This window comes from Vibrio sp. RE86, assembly GCF_013114545.1.
In the GTDB taxonomy this organism is placed as follows: domain Bacteria; phylum Pseudomonadota; class Gammaproteobacteria; order Enterobacterales; family Vibrionaceae; genus Vibrio.
Genome location: NZ_VTXI01000011.1, coordinates 99,768 through 117,658, shown reverse-complemented (window position 1 = coordinate 117,658; position 17,891 = coordinate 99,768). Strand labels below are relative to the sequence as shown.

Below are 17,891 nucleotides of genomic sequence, written 5' to 3'. Positions count from 1 at the left end.
GAAAAATTATATACGTAAACTGTGCCAGAATGCAGGAATATTGAGTTTACAATACGGCAACGAATCCCTATCATTTTCATGTTCCTGTTCCCATAGGTCTGTCGACCCTAACACCTTACTAAAGGCATGTGATGAATAACGATAAACGCCCTCTATATATCCAATATGCAGGCCCTGCACTTCTTAGTACCCCTCTTCTAAACAAAGGCAGTGCTTTCTCTGCAGAAGAAAGAAGTTCATTTAATCTAGAAGGTCTGCTTCCAGAAAACACTGAAACTATTCAGGAACAAGTGGAACGTGCCTACCAACAATATCGTAACTTCGAAAACGATATGGACAAGCACATTTATCTACGAAACATTCAAGATACTAACGAGACGCTTTTTTACCGTCTTGTACAAAACCACATCTCAGAAATGATGCCAATCATCTACACGCCGACTGTAGGTGCCGCTTGTGAGAACTTCTCAAACATCTATCGCCGTGGCCGTGGTCTGTTTGTCTCATACGCAAACCGTGACCGCATCGATGACATTCTTAACAACGCATCAAACCACAACGTAAAAGTGATCGTTGTGACCGACGGCGAACGTATTCTTGGCCTTGGTGACCAAGGTATCGGTGGTATGGGTATTCCAATTGGTAAGCTTGCTTTGTATACAGCCTGTGGCGGTATTAGCCCAGCGTACACGCTTCCTATCGTGCTTGATGTGGGTACAAACAACCCTCAACGCCTTGCTGACCCAATGTACATGGGCTGGCGTCACCCTCGTATTACCGGTGCTGAGTACGACGCATTTGTTGAAGAATTTATGCAAGCGGTTCAGCGCCGTTGGCCTGACGCGCTTATCCAATTCGAAGACTTCGCTCAAAAGAACGCAATGCCTCTGCTAGAGCGTTACAAAGACCGTGTATGTTGTTTCAACGATGATATTCAAGGTACAGCAGCCGTCACTGTTGGCTCACTATTAGCAGCATGTCAGGCAGCTGGCAGCAAGCTATCTGACCAACGCGTCACTTTCTTAGGCGCGGGTTCAGCAGGTTGCGGCATTGCTGAAGCCATCATTGCACAAATGGTGTCTGAAGGTATCAGCGACAAACAAGCGCGCTCTCAAGTCTTCATGGTAGACCGTTGGGGCTTACTACAAGAAGGTATGCCTAACCTACTCGACTTCCAACAGCGTCTTGTTCAAAAGCATGAAAATACGACTGATTGGGAATCTGAAGGCAACGGTTACTCACTACTGGATGTAATGCGTAACGCGAAACCAACGGTACTTGTCGGTGTATCCGGTGCACCTGGTCTATTTAGTGAAGAAGTGATTAAAGAGATGCACAAACACTGCGCTCGCCCGATCGTTTTCCCACTTTCAAACCCAACTAGCCGTGTAGAAGCAACACCGAACGACATCATCCGTTGGACAAACGGTGAAGCGTTAGTAGCAACAGGCAGCCCATTTGATCCTGTCGTACACGATGGTAAGACTTACCCAATTGCTCAATGTAATAACAGCTACATCTTCCCTGGTATTGGCCTAGGTGTACTGGCAGTGCAAGCGAAGCGTGTTACCGATGAAATGCTGATGGAATCAAGCCGCGCGCTAGCGACATGTTCTCCACTAGCGATAAATGGTCAAGGTGCCCTATTGCCGCCGCTAGAAGCGATTCACTCTGTATCTAAGAAGATCGCATTTGCCGTTGCGAAAAAAGCAATTGAGCAAGGTGTAGCCCTTGAGATCCCTGATGATGCTCTAGAAGAAGCAATCGAAGCCTCTTTCTGGCAGCCTGTGTACCGCCGTTACAAGCGTACTGCTTTCTAATTCAACGAAAGTTTGTCACTTCAAAGCCCTGCACTCACGTAGGGCTTTTTGTTGGAATGAGCCTCCCAATGCAGCAGTTTCATCAGCGAAATGACGATGTTATCCTTTACCAATAGCTTCAAACCGGTATTTCAATGGACTATCTAAACGACCTTGGCCGCTACTTAATTCCTTACCTAAGTGAAATCTCTACAGCGCTTATTGCGTGCACCCTTGTTATGGCAGGTGGTGAGATAAATGCTGCATTAAGAAAACTGCTAAGAGGGCATAATTTTGTGATCCGAACTTTTGCCTTTATATTGATAAATGCTTTCGGATACGGCTTAATTATTGTGAAAGCAACACCTTACCTCGCTCAGACATTGAGAAACCTTGAGTCAGGTACCATGTTAATCACTATCTTGCTGTGCTTCGTATTTATCGGTTTATGGGCACAAAGGAACCGTCAAATCTAGTGCGCAGACTTTTTCACCGAAAACCACAACACACCTTCTCTCTGAGCCTGTTGCTTAAAGTTCTGGCTTGGGTGCCTGTTCTCGCGCTGATGCTCGCCGCTACTCTTTTCTTCATTGATCGTTGGGTCTCTTACCAAGCTAAAGACCAGCTCTACACAGAACCACAACAGGTAGACAACTTTGATGTCGCCGTTGTTCTAGGGACCAGTAAGTATCTCGGAAGGATTCTCAATGAGTATTACTCGCACAGGATGGATGCAGCCATAGACTTGTACAATAAAGGAAAGGTACAGCACTTTCTATTAAGTGGCGACAATGCCCACCGTTCGTACAATGAACCTTGGACCATGAAGCGTGATTTGCTCAAAGCACAAGTACCTGAAGAGAAGATTTTTCTCGATTATGCAGGATTCAGAACCTTAGATTCTGTGGTAAGAGCCAAAGAGATTTTCGATACTGACAACTTTCTTATCATCAGCCAGAAGTTCCATTGTGAGCGCGCGCTTTTCATTGCAAACTCACACGACATTAATGCCAAATGTTTTGCCGTACCCGGGCCTACACGTCACTCAGGTTGGAAAGTGCGGATGCGTGAAGTGTTTGCCAGAGCAAAAGCCGTGCTCGATATCTATATCACCAATACCAAGCCAAAATTTTTAGGTCCTAAAGAGCCAATCCTTAGCCAGCTGCCTGAACATATCATGGACGACAGCACTAATTCCGGTGCCATCACGACTAACGACTAACGACTAACAGAAACTCTATTTCGCCCGTTTCTCTTGGCCAAGTAGAGCGCCTCATCGGCACGAGTTAACATTTCGTTGCTACGTTCATCTCTCAATGATGCGACACCAATACTTGTCGTCAAAGGGTCACCATGAACCCAAATATGCGCTTCTACTTTACGACAGATCGTTTCCGCAAGCTCTGTCGCATCTTCTAGTGTCAGGCCCGGACAGAAAACCACAAACTCTTCACCTCCCCACCGAACCAATCGCTCGCTAGGGCTCAAGCTGCTTAAAATCACCATCGTAAATTCACGGAGGATGTCATCGCCCATAGCATGGCCATACTCATCATTAACGTGTTTAAAATGGTCAATATCTAGGTACAAAACGGATAGTTGTTTGTTTCCACGTGAGCTGCCGTCATAGTTCGTGTCCAACCAATCACGTATCGAGTGACGGTTCATTGCCCCAGTTAAAGCGTCTCTATTCGCCAGTTCAGCAAAGTGCACATTTTGCTCTTTTAAGCTTCGATTAAGCTTCTTCAGGTGATTTTGGCGAAAGTGCGATTGCAGGATCAATTGATGGCTACGCCTGATCTCCACCACGCTGTAGATGAGCGCAAGTGAAACCCAGAAAACCAGTAAGCCAAGCATTAAATCTTCACCTGAAATGTAGTGACCAACGAATTCAATGCTGTTGATGGTCATTACATAGCGACCTGAATTGTGGCCAGATCCTGTGGCGAGCTCTAGCATGGTCGTATTGGTAAACTCTGGAGCAGAGTGAGCAATAGAGATTTCGTTGTCCGCAAGCCACCACGTCATAACTTGTAAGTTCGCAATAGGAATTTCAATCACACCGTTATCGACGCCAGGCGTGTACTCTAGTCCGTTGTATTTTTGAGTATATTCATTATCGACGCGTGAATAGGCACGATTAAAATTTCTCAAATAAAAGCGCGTGCTAGGGGCAGCTTCGTTGTCTAACTGGTCAAAGTCAATGTTTAAACGAATGGTGTGGTATTTGCCAAGGTTTATGCCTTTTGTGTTGGACTCTCCAAGCGTGATAGAGATGCCACAATATGGCCAACCATAGTCTGCCGTCTTTTGTAAGTTGCATTCTAGAACAACAGTGTCATTGATGACCGACAATGTGGTAGTAGACCCACCACCTTGGGATTGATCATTGGTATCAGCGAAAACTAATCGGTCTGGCGATATTTTATACACCAGACTCCCGCCGTGCATCCAATAGAGTTGCACCAAAAGCACAGTCGCGATCACCAAGCCAAAAATTATCTTATGTACAACTTTCACTACTCAATCCATTAAGCTAATGCCACCAATAGCTACGACATTTAAGAACCTATACAAGCCGGTCTTTTGTAATTGTATGACCTTGATTCCATTCTATCTCGTTTTAATGCGTTATGAATCAATAATATTATGAGATCACTCATAAATGTTGCGGGAAAATGTGTGTTAGATGATGACTTGAACAAAACATAATCATCCGTGTTATGCGACGACGGGAGAGGTAAGAGTCAACGCAAAAACCTGCTACACTAGCTAAAAATTATAGAGGGTATAAATAACCCTCATAGACTTAAGAGCACTGTCATGTCTTTACTCGCTAAAGGGACGCTAAGCAAAATGCGCGCGTCTCTCGAAAACACGGTTCATTACCACCTACCTGTTGGAGATGAGTCTGTCGATCTGTCTCCGTTTATCGGGCAACCCCTAACACTGACTCATACTGGGAATATCTTTTGCTGCTCATGCGGTAAGAAAACTAAGAAAAGTTATTCTCAAGGTCACTGCTTTGTCTGCATGAAGAAGCTCGCAAGCTGCGATATGTGCATTATGAAGCCTGAGACTTGTCACTACGATCAAGGTACCTGTAGAGAACCTCAATGGGGTGAAGAAAACTGTATGGTTGATCATTTTGTCTACCTGTCAAACACCTCCAGTTTGAAAGTAGGCATTACTCGTCACACTCAAATTCCGACACGTTGGATTGACCAAGGTGCAACTCAAGGGCTGCCAATCTTCAAGGTCAAGACCCGCTACATATCTGGGCTCATAGAGGTCGAGTTAGCTAAACACATTGCGGATAAAACCAATTGGCGAACGCTGCTTAAAGGTGATGGTGAGCCAATGGCGCTTGAAGCTCGCTTTGCAGAGCTGTTGCCTCTTGTCGAAGATAAGATTGCTGAGATTAAACAACAATTTGGCGATGACGCAATTGAAATCTTGAACGAGAACATTACACCGATCAACTACCCAGTAAACCAGCATCCGACGAAGATTACCTCACATAACTTCGACAAAAACCCAGAAGTAACCGGTGTGCTTCAAGGGATCAAAGGTCAATACATGATCTTTGATACAGGCGTGATCAACATTCGTAAGTTCACCTCGTATGAAGTCGAAGTATCTGCCTAGCTCTATAGAATTAAAAAGTTCTCTCGCTATATAACGCAAAAATGCCAGTCAACCTAATTGACTGGCATTTGTTTGGCGATTAAATCGAGCTCTACTGACCCAAGATAATCTTCAACTCATCGAAGAACACATCCACTTCTTCAAGCGTGTTGTAATGCATAAAGCCTACGCGCACTACCCCACCGTTTGCATCTAGCCCCAATTGACGTACCAAGCCAAGTGCATAGAAGTGACCGTTCCACACACAAATATTTCTTTGACCTAAAGCTTTAGCAACATATTCCGGTGAATGGTTATCGAACGTCAATGCGAATGTTGGTGTTCGCAACTCGCTATCGCTTTCTAAATGCCCGTACAATTTGACGCCTTCAAGCTCAGGCAAGCGCGCTAAAAAACGTTCACTGATTCTGGATTCATGCTGATTGAATTGACGGTATGACTCAATAAGACGCTCTCGTAGCGTACCACTGCTCTTTCCCCATTGAGAAAGATACTTCACCGCCGCGACTAAACCAGATAACCCTTCGAAGCTTTGAGTTCCCGTCTCGAAACGCCCAGGTCCGATATCCGTTGCAGGTTCCACCTTATATGGCTTGAGCGCCTGCAACCATTTAGGTGCAATGTAAGCAATCCCAACATGAGGTCCGAAGAATTTATACGCCGAACAAGCTAGAAAATCACACCCAAGCTCTTGAACATCAATCAGGTGATGAGGTGCGTAATGAACCGCATCCACATACACCATTGCGCCTACCGCATGAGCCGCTTCAACAACACGTTTAACATCGACTATCGAACCCGTTGTATTCGACGCAAAGGTCAAAGCAACCAATTTGGTTTTGTTGTTCAACAAAGAAACTAGGTGCTCAATATCAAGACTGCAATCTTCTTCGTTTACGCGGACTTGATGAACAACAGCGCCTTTATCTTCAGCCGCTTGTTGCCAACTAGAAACGTTGGAGTAGTGGTCTAACGACGTCACCAAAATTTCATCGCCTGATTGCCAATCACGACTGATCGCACGACTTAACTGAAAAGTCAGCGATGTCATATTAGCGCCAAAAACGATGTTGTCACTCGACTCAGCATTGAGCAACGCTTGGGCATATTCTCGTGCTTGTTTCATCAACCCAGTTGTTTGCTGACTTGAGAAATAGTGTCCGCCCAAGTTTGAGTTAAAAAAGCCCAGATAAGCTTGCATCGACTCTAGTACCGATTTCGGGACTTGTGAGCCACCAGGGCCATCCAAAAAGATGACCGGAAGATCATTATGCGTCTGACTTAAAGCGCTAAACTGCGCTCTCGCTAAGTTAGGAGTGAAGCTCATGCTTTGAACCTTTTGCTGTTAGAACGAACACATCCATGTGGCCTTCTTGACCATCAATAACTGAACGGATTGGTTGAGCGTTGTGCCATAGTTTGTTATCCGCAAGCATTGCTACTTCACCGCTAGCGAGCACTTTTCTAAAGAATGGCGCTTCGTTGAAACTGTTGTAAAGCATGATATCGCCACCTTCAATATTGTGGCGGCCCATACCTACTAGAGCGATGTGCTCAAAGCCATCTTGATGCACGCCTTCTGGTGCAACTTGCGTTTCATCGAAAATAGCGGAAATACGAATTTGGTGGATTTCAATCTCTTGCCCGTTTTCAAGCTGGTTAGAGGCTGCGAACATGGTGCACATCTCTCGCATACCTTCACTTTTAAGGATCGGCGTTTCTATCCCTTCAAACTGTCTAACCACGTTACCTTGGAATCGGTTGATATCGTCTGTCTGCATAAATTCATTTTGCTTTAAGTCGATCACCTTTCCGTCGAGTAATTTAACTACCGAGTAACGTCTCAACCGATATTGTCCATCTGCATGTTCCGTGCTAGGCAAGTGCATAAAAGATGGCGCTAACTGAGCAATGGCTGAATCGCTAAGTTTAGTCAATTGAAGTGTAGTTTCACGCTGATGTAGCATCATCATCTCCTTAATGAAGGTACATTCGAATTTTATAATTAACATCTTGTTCACATGCATTATTTGCGCACATATATCGTTAGATCAATAAAATTCAGCATTTCAACCCAACAAAAACACAAATAAGAAACTAACCTCCAATAATTTTAAAATAACTAGTTTATAGTTTCAGTTTGAAGATTGTTAAGGTTAAAAAGTTAGAACACTCTACTATCTGGTTTAGCAATTCCTATCTACATCAGTAACTTAGATAAGGCTCGAAAATCGCCAAGTGAACGTTTGCGTTCTAATCTATAACCAATTATTACAGTCTGACACCTTGGTAACCCTTTTATTGCCCCCATATATTCCATACAATCGAATGCAAATAAATGATAAAGCGTCACCGCTAATGGAGCACAAATGAGCGACGTAAAACACAGTAGTTTACTTATTCTAGGCTCAGGCCCTGCCGGATATACAGCCGCAGTTTACGCTGCGCGAGCGAACCTAAACCCAGTGCTTGTAACAGGTATGCAGCAAGGTGGTCAGCTAACGACCACCACAGAAGTAGAAAACTGGCCAGGTGATCCAGAAGGTCTTACTGGCCCAGGTCTTATGGATCGTATGAAAGAGCACGCTGAACGCTTTGAAACAGAAATCCTTTTTGACCACATCAATGAAGTCGATTTCAGCCAGCGTCCTTTCCGCCTAAAAGGTGACAGCGGCGAGTACACTTGTGACGCTTTAATTATCTCAACAGGCGCATCAGCAAAATACCTTGGCCTTGAGTCAGAAGAAGCGTTCAAAGGCCGCGGCGTTTCTGCGTGTGCAACCTGTGATGGTTTCTTCTACCGCAACCAGAAAGTCGCTGTAGTTGGTGGTGGTAATACCGCTGTGGAAGAAGCACTTTACCTATCAAATATTGCGTCAGAAGTGCATCTAATTCACCGTCGCGACACGTTCCGCGCAGAAAAGATCCTTGTAAAGCGCCTAATGGACAAAGTCGAAAACGGCAACATCGTTCTTCACACTGACCGCACACTGGAAGAAGTTGTGGGTGATGAAATGGGCGTAACAGGTGTTCGTATTAAAGACACTCAATCAGACTCTATTGAACAAATCGATGTAATGGGTGCCTTCATCGCAATCGGCCACCAGCCAAACACGTCTATCTTTGAAGGCCAACTAGAAATGAAAGATGGTTACATCATCGTTCAATCTGGCCTAGAAGGTAACGCGACTCAAACCAGCATCCCTGGCGTATTTGCAGCGGGTGATGTGATGGATCACAACTACCGTCAAGCGATTACATCGGCGGGTACTGGCTGTATGGCAGCACTAGACGCAGAGCGTTTCCTCGACGCACTGGCTGATAGTAAGTAAACATCCAAACAAGTAATGAACGAAATCTAAATAATATTTTTCATTTTTCGCTCAAATCCTTAAAGCCCTGCGGTATTCCCGCGGGGCTTTCTTTTGTATAATGCGCCCTTCTAATTCATTAATAATAATTCTCATTAAGCCTTCACGATGGATAAAAAGAAACAACGCAGCTTGAATCAGTGGCTCAAGCAGCAGAGTAAGCTCGCCAAGCGCTGGCTTATGATTGCTGTCGGCCTAGGTGTAGTTTCAAGCATTTTCCTATTGGCGCAAGCCGCTTTGCTTGCCACCATTTTGCACCAACTCATTATTGAACAAGTCGACAAATATGAACTTGTTCCCTATTTCTTTGGTCTAGCAGCTGTCGTGGCCGTGCGTGCTCTTTGCTCTTGGGGACGCGAGATAGCCGGTTACCGATGCGGCGAACAGATCCGTATTTATATTCGTCAACTGATCCTCGACAAACTTCGTGAGCTAGGGCCTGCGTATATCAAAGGGAAACCAGCCGGAGCATGGGCAACCTTGTTACTTGAACAAGTTGAAGATATGCATGACTTCTTTGCTCGCTACCTGCCGCAAATGTCGCTGTCAGTATTAGTACCTTTTGTCATCTTGATTGTCGTCTTCCCTGTGAACTGGGCAGCAGGTCTAATCTTCCTAATTACTGCTCCTCTAGTTCCAATGTTCATGGCACTGGTCGGAATGAAAGCCGCTGACGCGAACCGCAAGAACTTCAAAGCACTTCAACGTCTTTCTGGTCACTTCTACGACCGTTTACAGTCAATGACGACCATTCGCCTGTTTGACCGCACTAAAGCAGAGACGGAAGTCATGCATGGCGCATCGGAAGTATTCCGTACGCGCACAATGGACGTACTGAAGATCGCTTTCCTTTCATCCGCGGTTCTTGAGTTCTTCACCTCTATTTCAATTGCATTGACAGCCGTTTATTTCGGTTTTGCTTTTATCGGTGAACTCAACTTTGGTGACTACGGCGCTGGCGTTACACTCTTTGCTGGCTTGTTTATTTTGGTGCTCGCTCCGGAGTTCTACCAACCACTTCGTGACCTTGGTACCTTTTACCATGCGAAGCAGCAGGCTGTCGGCGCTGCCGAAAGTATCGTTGAATTCATTGAAACAGACGTTGAAACCGTCCGTTCAGGTGAGAAACAACTCGCTGATAACGAAGCTATTACCATCAAAGCATCAGACCTCGAAGTCTTCTCACCAGAAGGTCAAAAGCTTGTTGGCCCTATTAGCTTCGAACTTTCGGGCTCACAAACCACAGCACTTGTTGGGCCAAGTGGTGCAGGTAAAACAAGCCTGATTAACGCTATCTTAGGCTTTTTGCCTTACCAAGGCTCTTTAACGATCAATGGCATAGAGCGCAGTGAACTGGATCTTGGTAACTGGCGTGAAAAAATCAGCTGGGTTGGACAAAACCCACTTTTGCTTCACGGTTCAATTCGCGACAATATTACTCTAGGTAAACTGAACGTGAACGATGACGTAATCAATTCAGCGTTAGAAGAGTCATTCTCTGCCGAATTTGTCAATCAACATGGTTTAGATTACCCAATTTCAGATCGCTCTGGTGGCCTATCGGTTGGACAAGCGCAGCGACTTGCTCTTGCTCGCGCGATGGTACAAAACGGTCAGTTCTGGCTTCTTGATGAGCCTACGGCTAGTTTGGATGCGCGAAGTGAACGATTGGTTATGCAAGGTCTAGAAAAACAGATCTTAGGCAAAACCTCGTTAATGGTGACTCACCAACTGACACCATTACAAAATGTCGACCAAATTTTAGTGATGCAAGATGGTCAGATCGTGCAAGCTGGAACATTCAATCAATTGACAAGCGAATCAGGTCTGTTCCAAACCATGCTTGATGCAAACCAAGCTCTGAACCAAGCAAATAAGGGGAACTTAGATGCGTGATTTACTTCCCTACCTCAAACTGTACAAAAAACATTGGTTTGGTCTGTCACTTGGAATGTTGTTGGCGTTCCTGACCGTTGCAGCGTCTATCGGCCTATTAACTCTTTCTGGTTGGTTCTTGTCTGCCGCTGCTGTGGCCGGTTTAACCATTGCTCGCGAGACCTTCAACTACATGTTACCCGGTGCCTTTGTGCGCGGTTTCGCTATGGGCCGTACTGCTGGTCGTTGGGGTGAACGTGTCGTTAGCCATAATGCTACCTTTAAATTGCTGACTGATTTACGTGTCTTCTTCTTTTCTAAGCTAGCACCGCTCATTCCGGGTCGAGTATCTAACTTGCGTGATGCAGACCTGCTGAACCGCTTAGTTGCTGATATCGACGCAATGGATCATGTCTACTTGCGACTCGTCAGCCCTATGGTCGTTGGCACGTTAGCTATTCTTGGTTTGACCGCGCTTATCTGCTGGTTTGATCAAGAACTCGGCCTAACGTTGGGAGCGGTCTTAATGATCATCCTTGTGACTTGGCCAGTGCTCTTCTACAAACTCGGTAAACGTAACGGACAAGCTCTAACACAGAACAAAGCGGACCTTCGTGTCTCTACGCTAGATTGGTTACAAGGCTACAGCGAGCTAACCATTTTCGGGGCAGAAGAACGTTACCGCAATGCGATTTTAAACACTCAAGAAAAGCTGCTGAAAAACCAGTTCTTTAATGCGCACTTCTCAGGTTTAGCTCAAGCTCTACTGATGCTCGCGAACGGTTGGACTGTGGTTCTTATGTTGTGGCTTGCCGCTGATGGCGTGGGTGGCAATACTCCGGACCCAATGATTGCGTTAGTCGCATTTGCTACTCTAGCAAGTGTTGAATTGCTAATGCCTATTGCTGGCGCTTTCCAACACTTAGGGCAAACGCTGACTTCCGCTCGTCGCTTAAATGAGATCATTCTTTCTGAGCCCGAAGTGTCGTTCCCTGACAACCAGATTAGCCACTCGGGTGAGTTCTCCATCGCGTACAAAGGTATTTCATTTCACTACCCTGATGGTGAAAGCAATGTCGTTAATAACGTGGACTTAAACATCCCTGCACAGCATCGAATCGCGATTGTTGGGCAAACGGGATCAGGCAAATCGACACTGCTGCAGCTATTGAACCGCTATTGGGATGTGCAAAGCGGTAGCATCGAAATTGCTGGACGCCCTATCCAGGAATGGAGTGAGAGCCAGCTTCGACGCGCAATCAGCGTAGTTAGTCAACGTGTCGATATCCTAAATGGCTCATTACGAGACAACCTGCTGATGGCAAAGCCTGACGCGTCCGATTCAGAACTTGAGCAGACCCTCGCTAAAGTGGGACTTCAAAAACTACTCGAAGATACCGCGCTTGATACGTGGCTTGGTGATGGTGGTCGTCAGCTATCTGGTGGTGAGAAACGTCGAATTGGTATCGCTCGCGCCTTACTTCACAATGCGCCTATTCTACTGCTCGATGAGCCTACAGAAGGTTTAGACAAACAAACTGAACAACAGATCATGACGTTGTTCGAAGAGCACTTTGTGGGTAAGACCGTGGTGTTTATCACTCACCGCTTAGTAAACCTTGATAAGATGGACTCGATTTGTCTGATTGAGCAAGGTGAAATTGTTGAGCATGGTAGTCACAACGACCTCATGGAGAAACAAGGTCGCTACTACGCACTCAGCCAAACACTATAAAACAGCATTAACTTACTAAGGCCCAAACAATCTCTTGTTTGGGCCTTTTTGTTTATAATTAGGTTAAGCCTATTCACTCCTACGGATTCGCTTTGAGTAGATCGAGTCAAGAACCGCCAGCCAACCCTTGCATTCGTCACTGTTGCTTAGATTGTGACGATATCTGCCTCGGGTGCTTCAGAACACTCGAAGAGATACTCAATTGGTCACAATCTTCACTCAAAGAGAAGCAGCGAATCATTCAACGCTGTAACGAGCGAAAACGGATGAAACGACACCGCTAGTTGATAGGTACAAAAAAAGCAGCCAATTAGCTGCTTTTTTCAAATTCTTGAGCAATTAACGCTGCTTGTTACGAGCGTTAGGTTTACCTGCTGCTTTCTTTGGCTTACGGCGAGATGGGTTGTTGCTACGACCACCACCGCTGTTCACTCGCTCTTCGTGACGCTTAACTGCGCGACGAATCTTCTGGCTGCGTGAACGTTCACGCTTGCGTGATGTGTTCGCTTTGTTTTCGTCAAGTAGCGTCTCTTTTTCTGGGCGAAGTTCTACCAGTTCACGTAGATAGTTCACTTCTTTCAGATCAAGTTCCATCCATCCACCACGTGGCAGTTTCTTGTCTAGGTAGATATCACCGTAGCGCACACGTTTCAGGCGACTAACTGTTGTATCTTGAGATTCCCATAGACGACGAACTTCACGGTTACGACCTTCGTTAATCGCAACGTAGAAGGTGTGGTTCATACCGTCACCACCTGCGTACACGACATCTTCGAAGCGCGCCATACCATCTTCTAGCTCAACGCCACGAACTAGGTTTTTCACCTTTTGCTCATTCACTTCACCGAAAACGCGCACTAGATATTCACGTTCAACCTGACGGCTTGGGTGCATCAAACGGTTAGCGAGTTCGCCATCCGTTGTAAACAGAAGAAGGCCAGATGTATTTGCATCCAGACGACCAACAGAGATCCAACGAGAACCGCGAATCTTAGGTAGACGGTCAAATACAGTGCGACGACCTTCAGGGTCATGACGTGTACACAGTTCACCTTCTGGCTTGTAGTACGCGAGTACACGACAGACTACTTCTTCCTGCGCTTTAGCAGAAACAGTATGACCATCGATACGCACAACTGCGTTTTCATCTTCTAGTCGTTCACCAAGTTTAGCTACAATGCCGTTAACACTTACGCGTCCCGCTTTAATCAATGATTCAAGCTCGCGTCGAGAGCCATGGCCAGCTCGAGCTAATACTTTCTGTAATTTTTCGTTCATTTATCTACCTATGTGTCGTCTTCGCAGACGTCGAATAAACAAGTGCGACCCAAAATCGCGGTCGCACATTATCGCAAAAACTGTGGAGGAAATCACTAACTTTTGATTATTCGAATGGTTCCGGATCGCCAGAGCCAAGGCGAACAACCTTAGGCTCGTCATCACTGAAATCAATCACAGTGGTTGGCTGTTCGCCAAGGTAGCCACCGTTAAGAATACAATCGACCGCATGCTCTAGCTTGTCGCGAATATCCTCAGGATCAGATTCCGTCACCTCATTGCCCGGTAAAATCAAAGACGTCGACATCAAGGGCTCGCCAAGTGCTTCAAGCAAATCTAGTGCGATTTGATTGTCAGGAACACGAATACCAATCGTCTTACGCTTAGAGTTCATCAAGCGACGAGGCACCTCTTTCGTCCCTTTAAAGATAAACGTGTAAGGACCTGGAGTGTTGTTTTTTAGCAGGCGAAATGCGCCATTATCAACACGTGCATAGAGTGAAAGCTCAGACAGATCGCGACAAAGCAAGGTGAAGTTATGCTTATCATCTAGACGACGGATCTGACAAATACGCTCCAACGCCTGTTTGTTTTCAAGCTGACAGCCAAGTGCGTAGCCTGAATCAGTCGGGTAAACCACTACCCCACCGTTACGTATGATTGCTACAGCTTGGTTAATCAAGCGAGCCTGTGGGTTTTCTGGGTGAACGTAAAAAAACTGGCTCATTGTAATTCCTCATTATCGAGTCTCACGACTCTATAGTTAATCGGTATTGATGGAATCCGTTATCGAAGGCTCAATACCCCAATCTTTCCATACCGGTTCTACGCCAGACGGCAACCAAAGGTTTCGTCCAAGCTCCATCCACGGCGATGGATAGTGAAAATCACTGCCTTGAGAGGCTAATAGTTTGTATTGTATAGCATAATCGGCAAGGTTGCGCCTTTCTTGTTGAGCTTGTTGAGGCTGAGCAACTTCCATCGCATCACCACCCGCTTCAACGAATGCGCCCAATAGACGCTTTACCCATTTCGCCGTGAGATCATAACGCCCTGGGTGAGCAAGAACAGCTTGTCCACCCGCTGCATGAATCGCCTCAACAGCATCTTTCATCGAGCACCATGTTGGCGGCACATAGCCTGGGTTATTGCGCGTTAAGAACTTTTTAAACACCTGCTGCATGGTCTTAGCATAACCATTATCAACCAACCACTTAGCAAAATGGGCACGAGTTATTGGCGCATCCCCAGCAATCTCTTTCACTTCCTCGAGTACACCCTCACGCGTCGCTTTTTCTAGACGATGCGCAATCAGCTCCGCTCGCGATACTCGGTGCGCTTTTTGTTGCTCAATGAGCGCCAACAAAGCTTGCGATTGTGGGTCAATGTTTAGACCTACAATGTGAATATCTTTATTTTGCCAAACGGTAGAAATCTCGATGCCATTGATGAGCTTCACGGGCAGTTCATTCTCGTTGATATATTGATGAGCTAAATGAAGGCCATCGACCGTATCATGGTCAGTAATCGCAAGCACATCAAGGTTGAAACTCAACGCTCTATCAATCAATTCATTCGGTGGTAATCGTCCATCAGAGGCGGTCGTGTGGCTATGTAGATCAATTCTCATATTTTCATTTTTTCTATTGACTTTTTACCTCTGCACTAGTTAACTAGTACACAAATACGAAGTACCTGAATTAAGGCTCACTATGTTACAAGACATCCAAGCAAAGCAGAAAGCAAAAGTTAGTATCAATACTAGCAGCAGTCACACGACTGAGCTTGCTTGGTGGCGCACTTGGACTAGTTCTTGGTGGGCAAACGTGTACTTTTAAATTATAGAATTCATGTTTAAAAAGCCCGCTACGATAGCGGGCTTTTTTGTTTTGTTGTCTGTCTCACATCTAACTGCTTAAACAATCGTCAGATTTAACCAAAACCTCATTGGGTCAACGTTTGCTTTATGCGACTATGTACGGCAGGAAGAAGAAATTATTAAAATAAAAGGAGGTCTTGTGAACAAGGCCATTGATATCCAAAAGCTAGGTCAATTAGAGCTCATTCGAACAACAGCTCCTTATGCTCAGGATCCAACACAACTCTTTCATACTCTGTGTGAGAATAAGACAGATAGCCTATTGCTTGAGTCAGCTGAAATCGATTCAAAGCAAGATCTACAAAGTTTATTGATTGTAGACTCTGCCGTTCGTATCGTCTGTTTCGGTCACACCGTCACAATGACAGCACTGACCGATAATGGTCGCCAGTTACTGTCTCATTTAACAAACAACATTCATGCAGACATTCAGCATAGCTTTGACGGCAACGTACTTGTCATCGAATATGCTGCCCCTTGTAATACTCTCGATGAAGACTCTCGTTTACGCGAAGCCTCTTCATTCGATGCGCTTCGTTTAATCCAACACAGTTTTGACATTGAAGGCCTGCATAAGCACGCTATTTTTGTTGGCGGTCTCTTTGCTTATGACCTAGTCGCAAACTTTGAGCCTCTAGGCGAAGCTGCAGCATCAAATCAATGCCCAGATTACGTTTTTTACGTCGCAGAGACGCTACTTGTCGTCGACCACCAAAAGAAGTCTTGTGACCTACAAGCAACCATCTTTGCTGAGGCTGAAAAAGCGACAATTCAGGCTCGACTTGATTCGATTCAAAAGCAGTGCGCTGAACTAAAGCTACTACCAAAAGCGACAACAGTCCAAGATACAACCGCGCAGCCAAGTGTCTCAGATGAAGACTTCTGCCAAACGGTCCGTGACTTAAAGCAATACGTCGTCAAAGGCGATGTGTTCCAAGTTGTGCCATCGCGCCGATTTACTTTGCCTTGCCCTTCACCACTTGCCGCATACAAAGAGCTAAAACAATCAAACCCAAGCCCTTACATGTTCTACATGCAAGATGAGCTGTTTACGTTATTCGGTGCGTCTCCTGAAAGTGCGCTGAAATACGAGACCAACACCAATCAAGTGGAGATTTACCCAATCGCTGGTACTCGCCGCCGTGGTAAGCGTCCAAATGGTGACATCGATTTCGATCTTGATAGCCGTATTGAGCTTGAGCTGCGTACAGACAAAAAAGAGAACGCGGAACACATGATGCTGGTTGATCTAGCACGTAACGATGTTGCTCGTATCTCACAAGCGGGAACCCGCCACGTCGCTGACCTACTAAAAGTAGACCGTTATAGCCATGTTATGCATTTAGTCTCTCGCGTTGTTGGTCAACTTCGTGAAGACCTAGACGCCCTGCACGCTTACCAAGCTTGTATGAATATGGGAACGTTAACTGGCGCACCAAAGATTCGCGCAATGCAGTTAATCCGAGACGTAGAGAAGACTCGTCGAGGTAGCTATGGTGGCGCGGTGGGTTACCTAACCGGAGAAGGCACGCTAGATACATGTATCGTCATTCGCTCTGCATATGTAGAGAACGGCATCGCTCAAGTTCAAGCAGGTGCAGGTGTGGTGTTTGACTCAGACCCACCAGCTGAAGCCGATGAAACACGCGGAAAAGCACAAGCCGTCATTTCTGCGATTCAGTCAGCGCATAAGGAGAAGTAGACCCATGGCGAATATACTATTTATCGACAACTTCGATTCGTTTACTTACAACCTTGTTGACCAATTTCGCTCGCTAGGCCACCAAGTCACGATCTACCGTAATAACATTTCGGCCGATGTTTTTGAATCAGCAGTGCAGTCACTCGATAACCCTGTTGTACTACTTTCTCCCGGTCCAGGTGCACCGTCTGAGGCGGGCTCAATGCCAGAGATCATCCAACGCTTAAAAGGTAAAGTGCCAATGATTGGTATTTGTCTTGGTCATCAAGCGATTGTGGAAGCATACGGCGGTACAGTGGCAGGCGCTGGTGAAATCATTCACGGAAAAGTGTCAATGATGGAACACCAATCGCACTCAACGTACCAAGATTTACCTTCACCCCTTGCCATTGCGCGCTACCACTCTCTGGTTGCAACTCATGTGCCTGACTCTCTAACGATTACGGCTGAAGTCGATGGTCTAGTTATGTCAGTGGTACAAGAAGAAGACAAAGTTTGCGGTTTCCAATTTCACCCAGAGTCGATTATGACGACCTATGGCGCCACGCTACTAGCCAACGCGATTGACTGGGCTCTCGATACTAAAAAGGATTAAGGACAACGT

17 protein-coding genes and 1 other annotated feature are annotated in these 17,891 nt (G+C 45.8%); of the genes, 11 read left to right on the top strand and 6 right to left on the bottom strand.

Features of this window, described 5'->3' with window-relative positions:
- Positions 1–131 precede the first annotated feature (131 nt).
- The 3 genes from F0231_RS12455 (at position 132) to F0231_RS12445 (ending at position 3,021) form a co-directional block, all read left to right on the top strand.
- A complete protein-coding gene (locus F0231_RS12455; protein WP_171760055.1) occupies positions 132–1,820 on the top strand; it encodes an NAD-dependent malic enzyme in 1,689 nt (562 codons plus the stop codon).
- 134 nt (positions 1,821–1,954) lie between these two features.
- Entirely contained in the window at positions 1,955–2,275 is a 321-nt protein-coding gene (locus F0231_RS12450) for a DUF3392 domain-containing protein (protein ID WP_171760054.1), read from the top strand.
- An 89-nt stretch (positions 2,276–2,364) separates the two neighbouring features.
- Complete coding sequence (locus F0231_RS12445; RefSeq protein ID WP_253825795.1) at positions 2,365–3,021, top strand: vancomycin high temperature exclusion protein; 657 nt, start codon at positions 2,365–2,367, stop codon at positions 3,019–3,021.
- Here the strand turns inward: F0231_RS12445 and F0231_RS12440 are convergent.
- Positions 3,018–4,319 carry a GGDEF domain-containing protein gene (locus tag F0231_RS12440; protein ID WP_367613474.1) on the bottom strand — a complete coding sequence of 434 codons (1,302 nt, stop codon included), beginning with the start codon at positions 4,317–4,319 and terminating at the stop codon, positions 3,018–3,020. The two genes, F0231_RS12445 and F0231_RS12440, sit on opposite strands and share 4 nt — an antisense overlap.
- 303 nt (positions 4,320–4,622) lie before the next feature.
- On the opposite strand from F0231_RS12440, the gene F0231_RS12435 reads away from it, so the two are divergent.
- Positions 4,623–5,447, top strand: a complete 825-nt coding sequence (locus F0231_RS12435) for a DUF2797 domain-containing protein (protein WP_171760052.1) — start codon at positions 4,623–4,625, stop codon at positions 5,445–5,447.
- Positions 5,448–5,538: 91 nt separating this feature from the next.
- On the opposite strand, the gene F0231_RS12430 is transcribed toward F0231_RS12435, so the two are convergent.
- Both F0231_RS12430 and F0231_RS12425 read right to left on the bottom strand, forming a co-directional pair.
- Positions 5,539–6,774, bottom strand: a complete 1,236-nt coding sequence (locus tag F0231_RS12430; RefSeq protein ID WP_171760051.1) for a cysteine desulfurase-like protein — start codon at positions 6,772–6,774, stop codon at positions 5,539–5,541.
- Entirely contained in the window at positions 6,758–7,414 is a 657-nt protein-coding gene (locus tag F0231_RS12425; protein WP_171760083.1) for a 2OG-Fe dioxygenase family protein, read from the bottom strand. Before F0231_RS12425 ends, F0231_RS12430 begins: the two co-directional genes overlap by 17 nt.
- A 402-nt stretch (positions 7,415–7,816) precedes the next feature.
- On the opposite strand from F0231_RS12425, the gene trxB reads away from it, so the two are divergent.
- The 4 genes from trxB (at position 7,817) to F0231_RS12405 (ending at position 12,712) form a co-directional block, all read left to right on the top strand.
- Positions 7,817–8,779, top strand: coding sequence for a thioredoxin-disulfide reductase (trxB, locus tag F0231_RS12420; protein WP_171760050.1), 963 nt, complete (start codon positions 7,817–7,819; stop codon positions 8,777–8,779).
- Positions 8,780–8,926: 147 nt separating this feature from the next.
- The gene (gene cydD / locus F0231_RS12415) at positions 8,927–10,714 is read left to right on the top strand and encodes a cysteine/glutathione ABC transporter permease/ATP-binding protein CydD (protein WP_171760049.1); all 1,788 of its coding nucleotides are present in this window, start codon (positions 8,927–8,929) and stop codon (positions 10,712–10,714) included.
- Positions 10,707–12,428, top strand: coding sequence for a cysteine/glutathione ABC transporter ATP-binding protein/permease CydC (gene cydC / locus F0231_RS12410; protein WP_171760048.1), 1,722 nt, complete (start codon positions 10,707–10,709; stop codon positions 12,426–12,428). The genes cydD and cydC overlap by 8 nt, the downstream gene beginning before the upstream one ends.
- 92 nt (positions 12,429–12,520) lie before the next feature.
- A complete protein-coding gene (locus tag F0231_RS12405) occupies positions 12,521–12,712 on the top strand; it encodes a DUF1289 domain-containing protein (RefSeq protein WP_171760047.1) in 192 nt (63 codons plus the stop codon).
- Between the two features lie 55 nt (positions 12,713–12,767).
- Here F0231_RS12405 and rluB read toward each other — a convergent pair whose 3' ends face one another.
- The 3 genes from rluB to F0231_RS12390 all read right to left on the bottom strand — a co-directional run bounded on the left by rluB (position 12,768) and on the right by F0231_RS12390 (position 15,336).
- A complete protein-coding gene (rluB, locus tag F0231_RS12400; RefSeq protein ID WP_171760046.1) occupies positions 12,768–13,706 on the bottom strand; it encodes a 23S rRNA pseudouridine(2605) synthase RluB in 939 nt (312 codons plus the stop codon).
- 106 nt (positions 13,707–13,812) lie between these two features.
- Entirely contained in the window at positions 13,813–14,433 is a 621-nt protein-coding gene (locus tag F0231_RS12395; RefSeq protein ID WP_171760045.1) for an L-threonylcarbamoyladenylate synthase, read from the bottom strand.
- 36 nt (positions 14,434–14,469) lie between these two features.
- Positions 14,470–15,336 carry a PHP domain-containing protein gene (locus tag F0231_RS12390; RefSeq protein ID WP_171760044.1) on the bottom strand — a complete coding sequence of 289 codons (867 nt, stop codon included), beginning with the start codon at positions 15,334–15,336 and terminating at the stop codon, positions 14,470–14,472.
- An 82-nt stretch (positions 15,337–15,418) separates the two neighbouring features.
- Here F0231_RS12390 and F0231_RS12385 point away from each other — a divergent pair, with 82 nt between their 5' ends.
- The 3 genes from F0231_RS12385 (at position 15,419) to F0231_RS12375 (ending at position 17,882) form a co-directional block, all read left to right on the top strand.
- A complete protein-coding gene (locus tag F0231_RS12385) occupies positions 15,419–15,544 on the top strand; it encodes a Trp operon leader peptide (protein WP_171760043.1) in 126 nt (41 codons plus the stop codon).
- Positions 15,491–15,594, top strand: a sequence feature (Trp leader region). Its footprint overlaps the gene before it by 54 nt.
- A 130-nt stretch (positions 15,595–15,724) precedes the next feature.
- Positions 15,725–17,287, top strand: a complete 1,563-nt coding sequence (locus F0231_RS12380; RefSeq protein ID WP_171760042.1) for an anthranilate synthase component 1 — start codon at positions 15,725–15,727, stop codon at positions 17,285–17,287.
- A gap of 4 nt (positions 17,288–17,291) precedes the next feature.
- A complete protein-coding gene (locus tag F0231_RS12375; RefSeq protein WP_171760041.1) occupies positions 17,292–17,882 on the top strand; it encodes an aminodeoxychorismate/anthranilate synthase component II in 591 nt (196 codons plus the stop codon).
- Positions 17,883–17,891: the final 9 nt, after the last annotated feature.

Bases quoted from the DNA above. Each gene is read 5' to 3' on its own strand.
- F0231_RS12455 (WP_171760055.1), top strand. From the start codon at position 132: ATGAATAACGATAAACGCCCTCTATATATCCAATATGCAGGCCCTGCA.
- F0231_RS12450 (WP_171760054.1), top strand. From the start codon at position 1,955: ATGGACTATCTAAACGACCTTGGCCGCTACTTAATTCCTTACCTAAGT.
- F0231_RS12445 (WP_253825795.1), top strand. From the start codon at position 2,365: ATGCTCGCCGCTACTCTTTTCTTCATTGATCGTTGGGTCTCTTACCAA.
- F0231_RS12435 (WP_171760052.1), top strand. From the start codon at position 4,623: ATGTCTTTACTCGCTAAAGGGACGCTAAGCAAAATGCGCGCGTCTCTC.
- F0231_RS12430 (WP_171760051.1), bottom strand. From the start codon at position 6,774: ATGAGCTTCACTCCTAACTTAGCGAGAGCGCAGTTTAGCGCTTTAAGT.
- F0231_RS12425 (WP_171760083.1), bottom strand. From the start codon at position 7,414: ATGCTACATCAGCGTGAAACTACACTTCAATTGACTAAACTTAGCGAT.
- trxB (WP_171760050.1), top strand. From the start codon at position 7,817: ATGAGCGACGTAAAACACAGTAGTTTACTTATTCTAGGCTCAGGCCCT.
- cydD (WP_171760049.1), top strand. From the start codon at position 8,927: ATGGATAAAAAGAAACAACGCAGCTTGAATCAGTGGCTCAAGCAGCAG.
- cydC (WP_171760048.1), top strand. From the start codon at position 10,707: ATGCGTGATTTACTTCCCTACCTCAAACTGTACAAAAAACATTGGTTT.
- rluB (WP_171760046.1), bottom strand. From the start codon at position 13,706: ATGAACGAAAAATTACAGAAAGTATTAGCTCGAGCTGGCCATGGCTCT.
- F0231_RS12395 (WP_171760045.1), bottom strand. From the start codon at position 14,433: ATGAGCCAGTTTTTTTACGTTCACCCAGAAAACCCACAGGCTCGCTTG.
- F0231_RS12390 (WP_171760044.1), bottom strand. From the start codon at position 15,336: ATGAGAATTGATCTACATAGCCACACGACCGCCTCTGATGGACGATTA.
- F0231_RS12385 (WP_171760043.1), top strand. From the start codon at position 15,419: ATGTTACAAGACATCCAAGCAAAGCAGAAAGCAAAAGTTAGTATCAAT.
- F0231_RS12375 (WP_171760041.1), top strand. From the start codon at position 17,292: ATGGCGAATATACTATTTATCGACAACTTCGATTCGTTTACTTACAAC.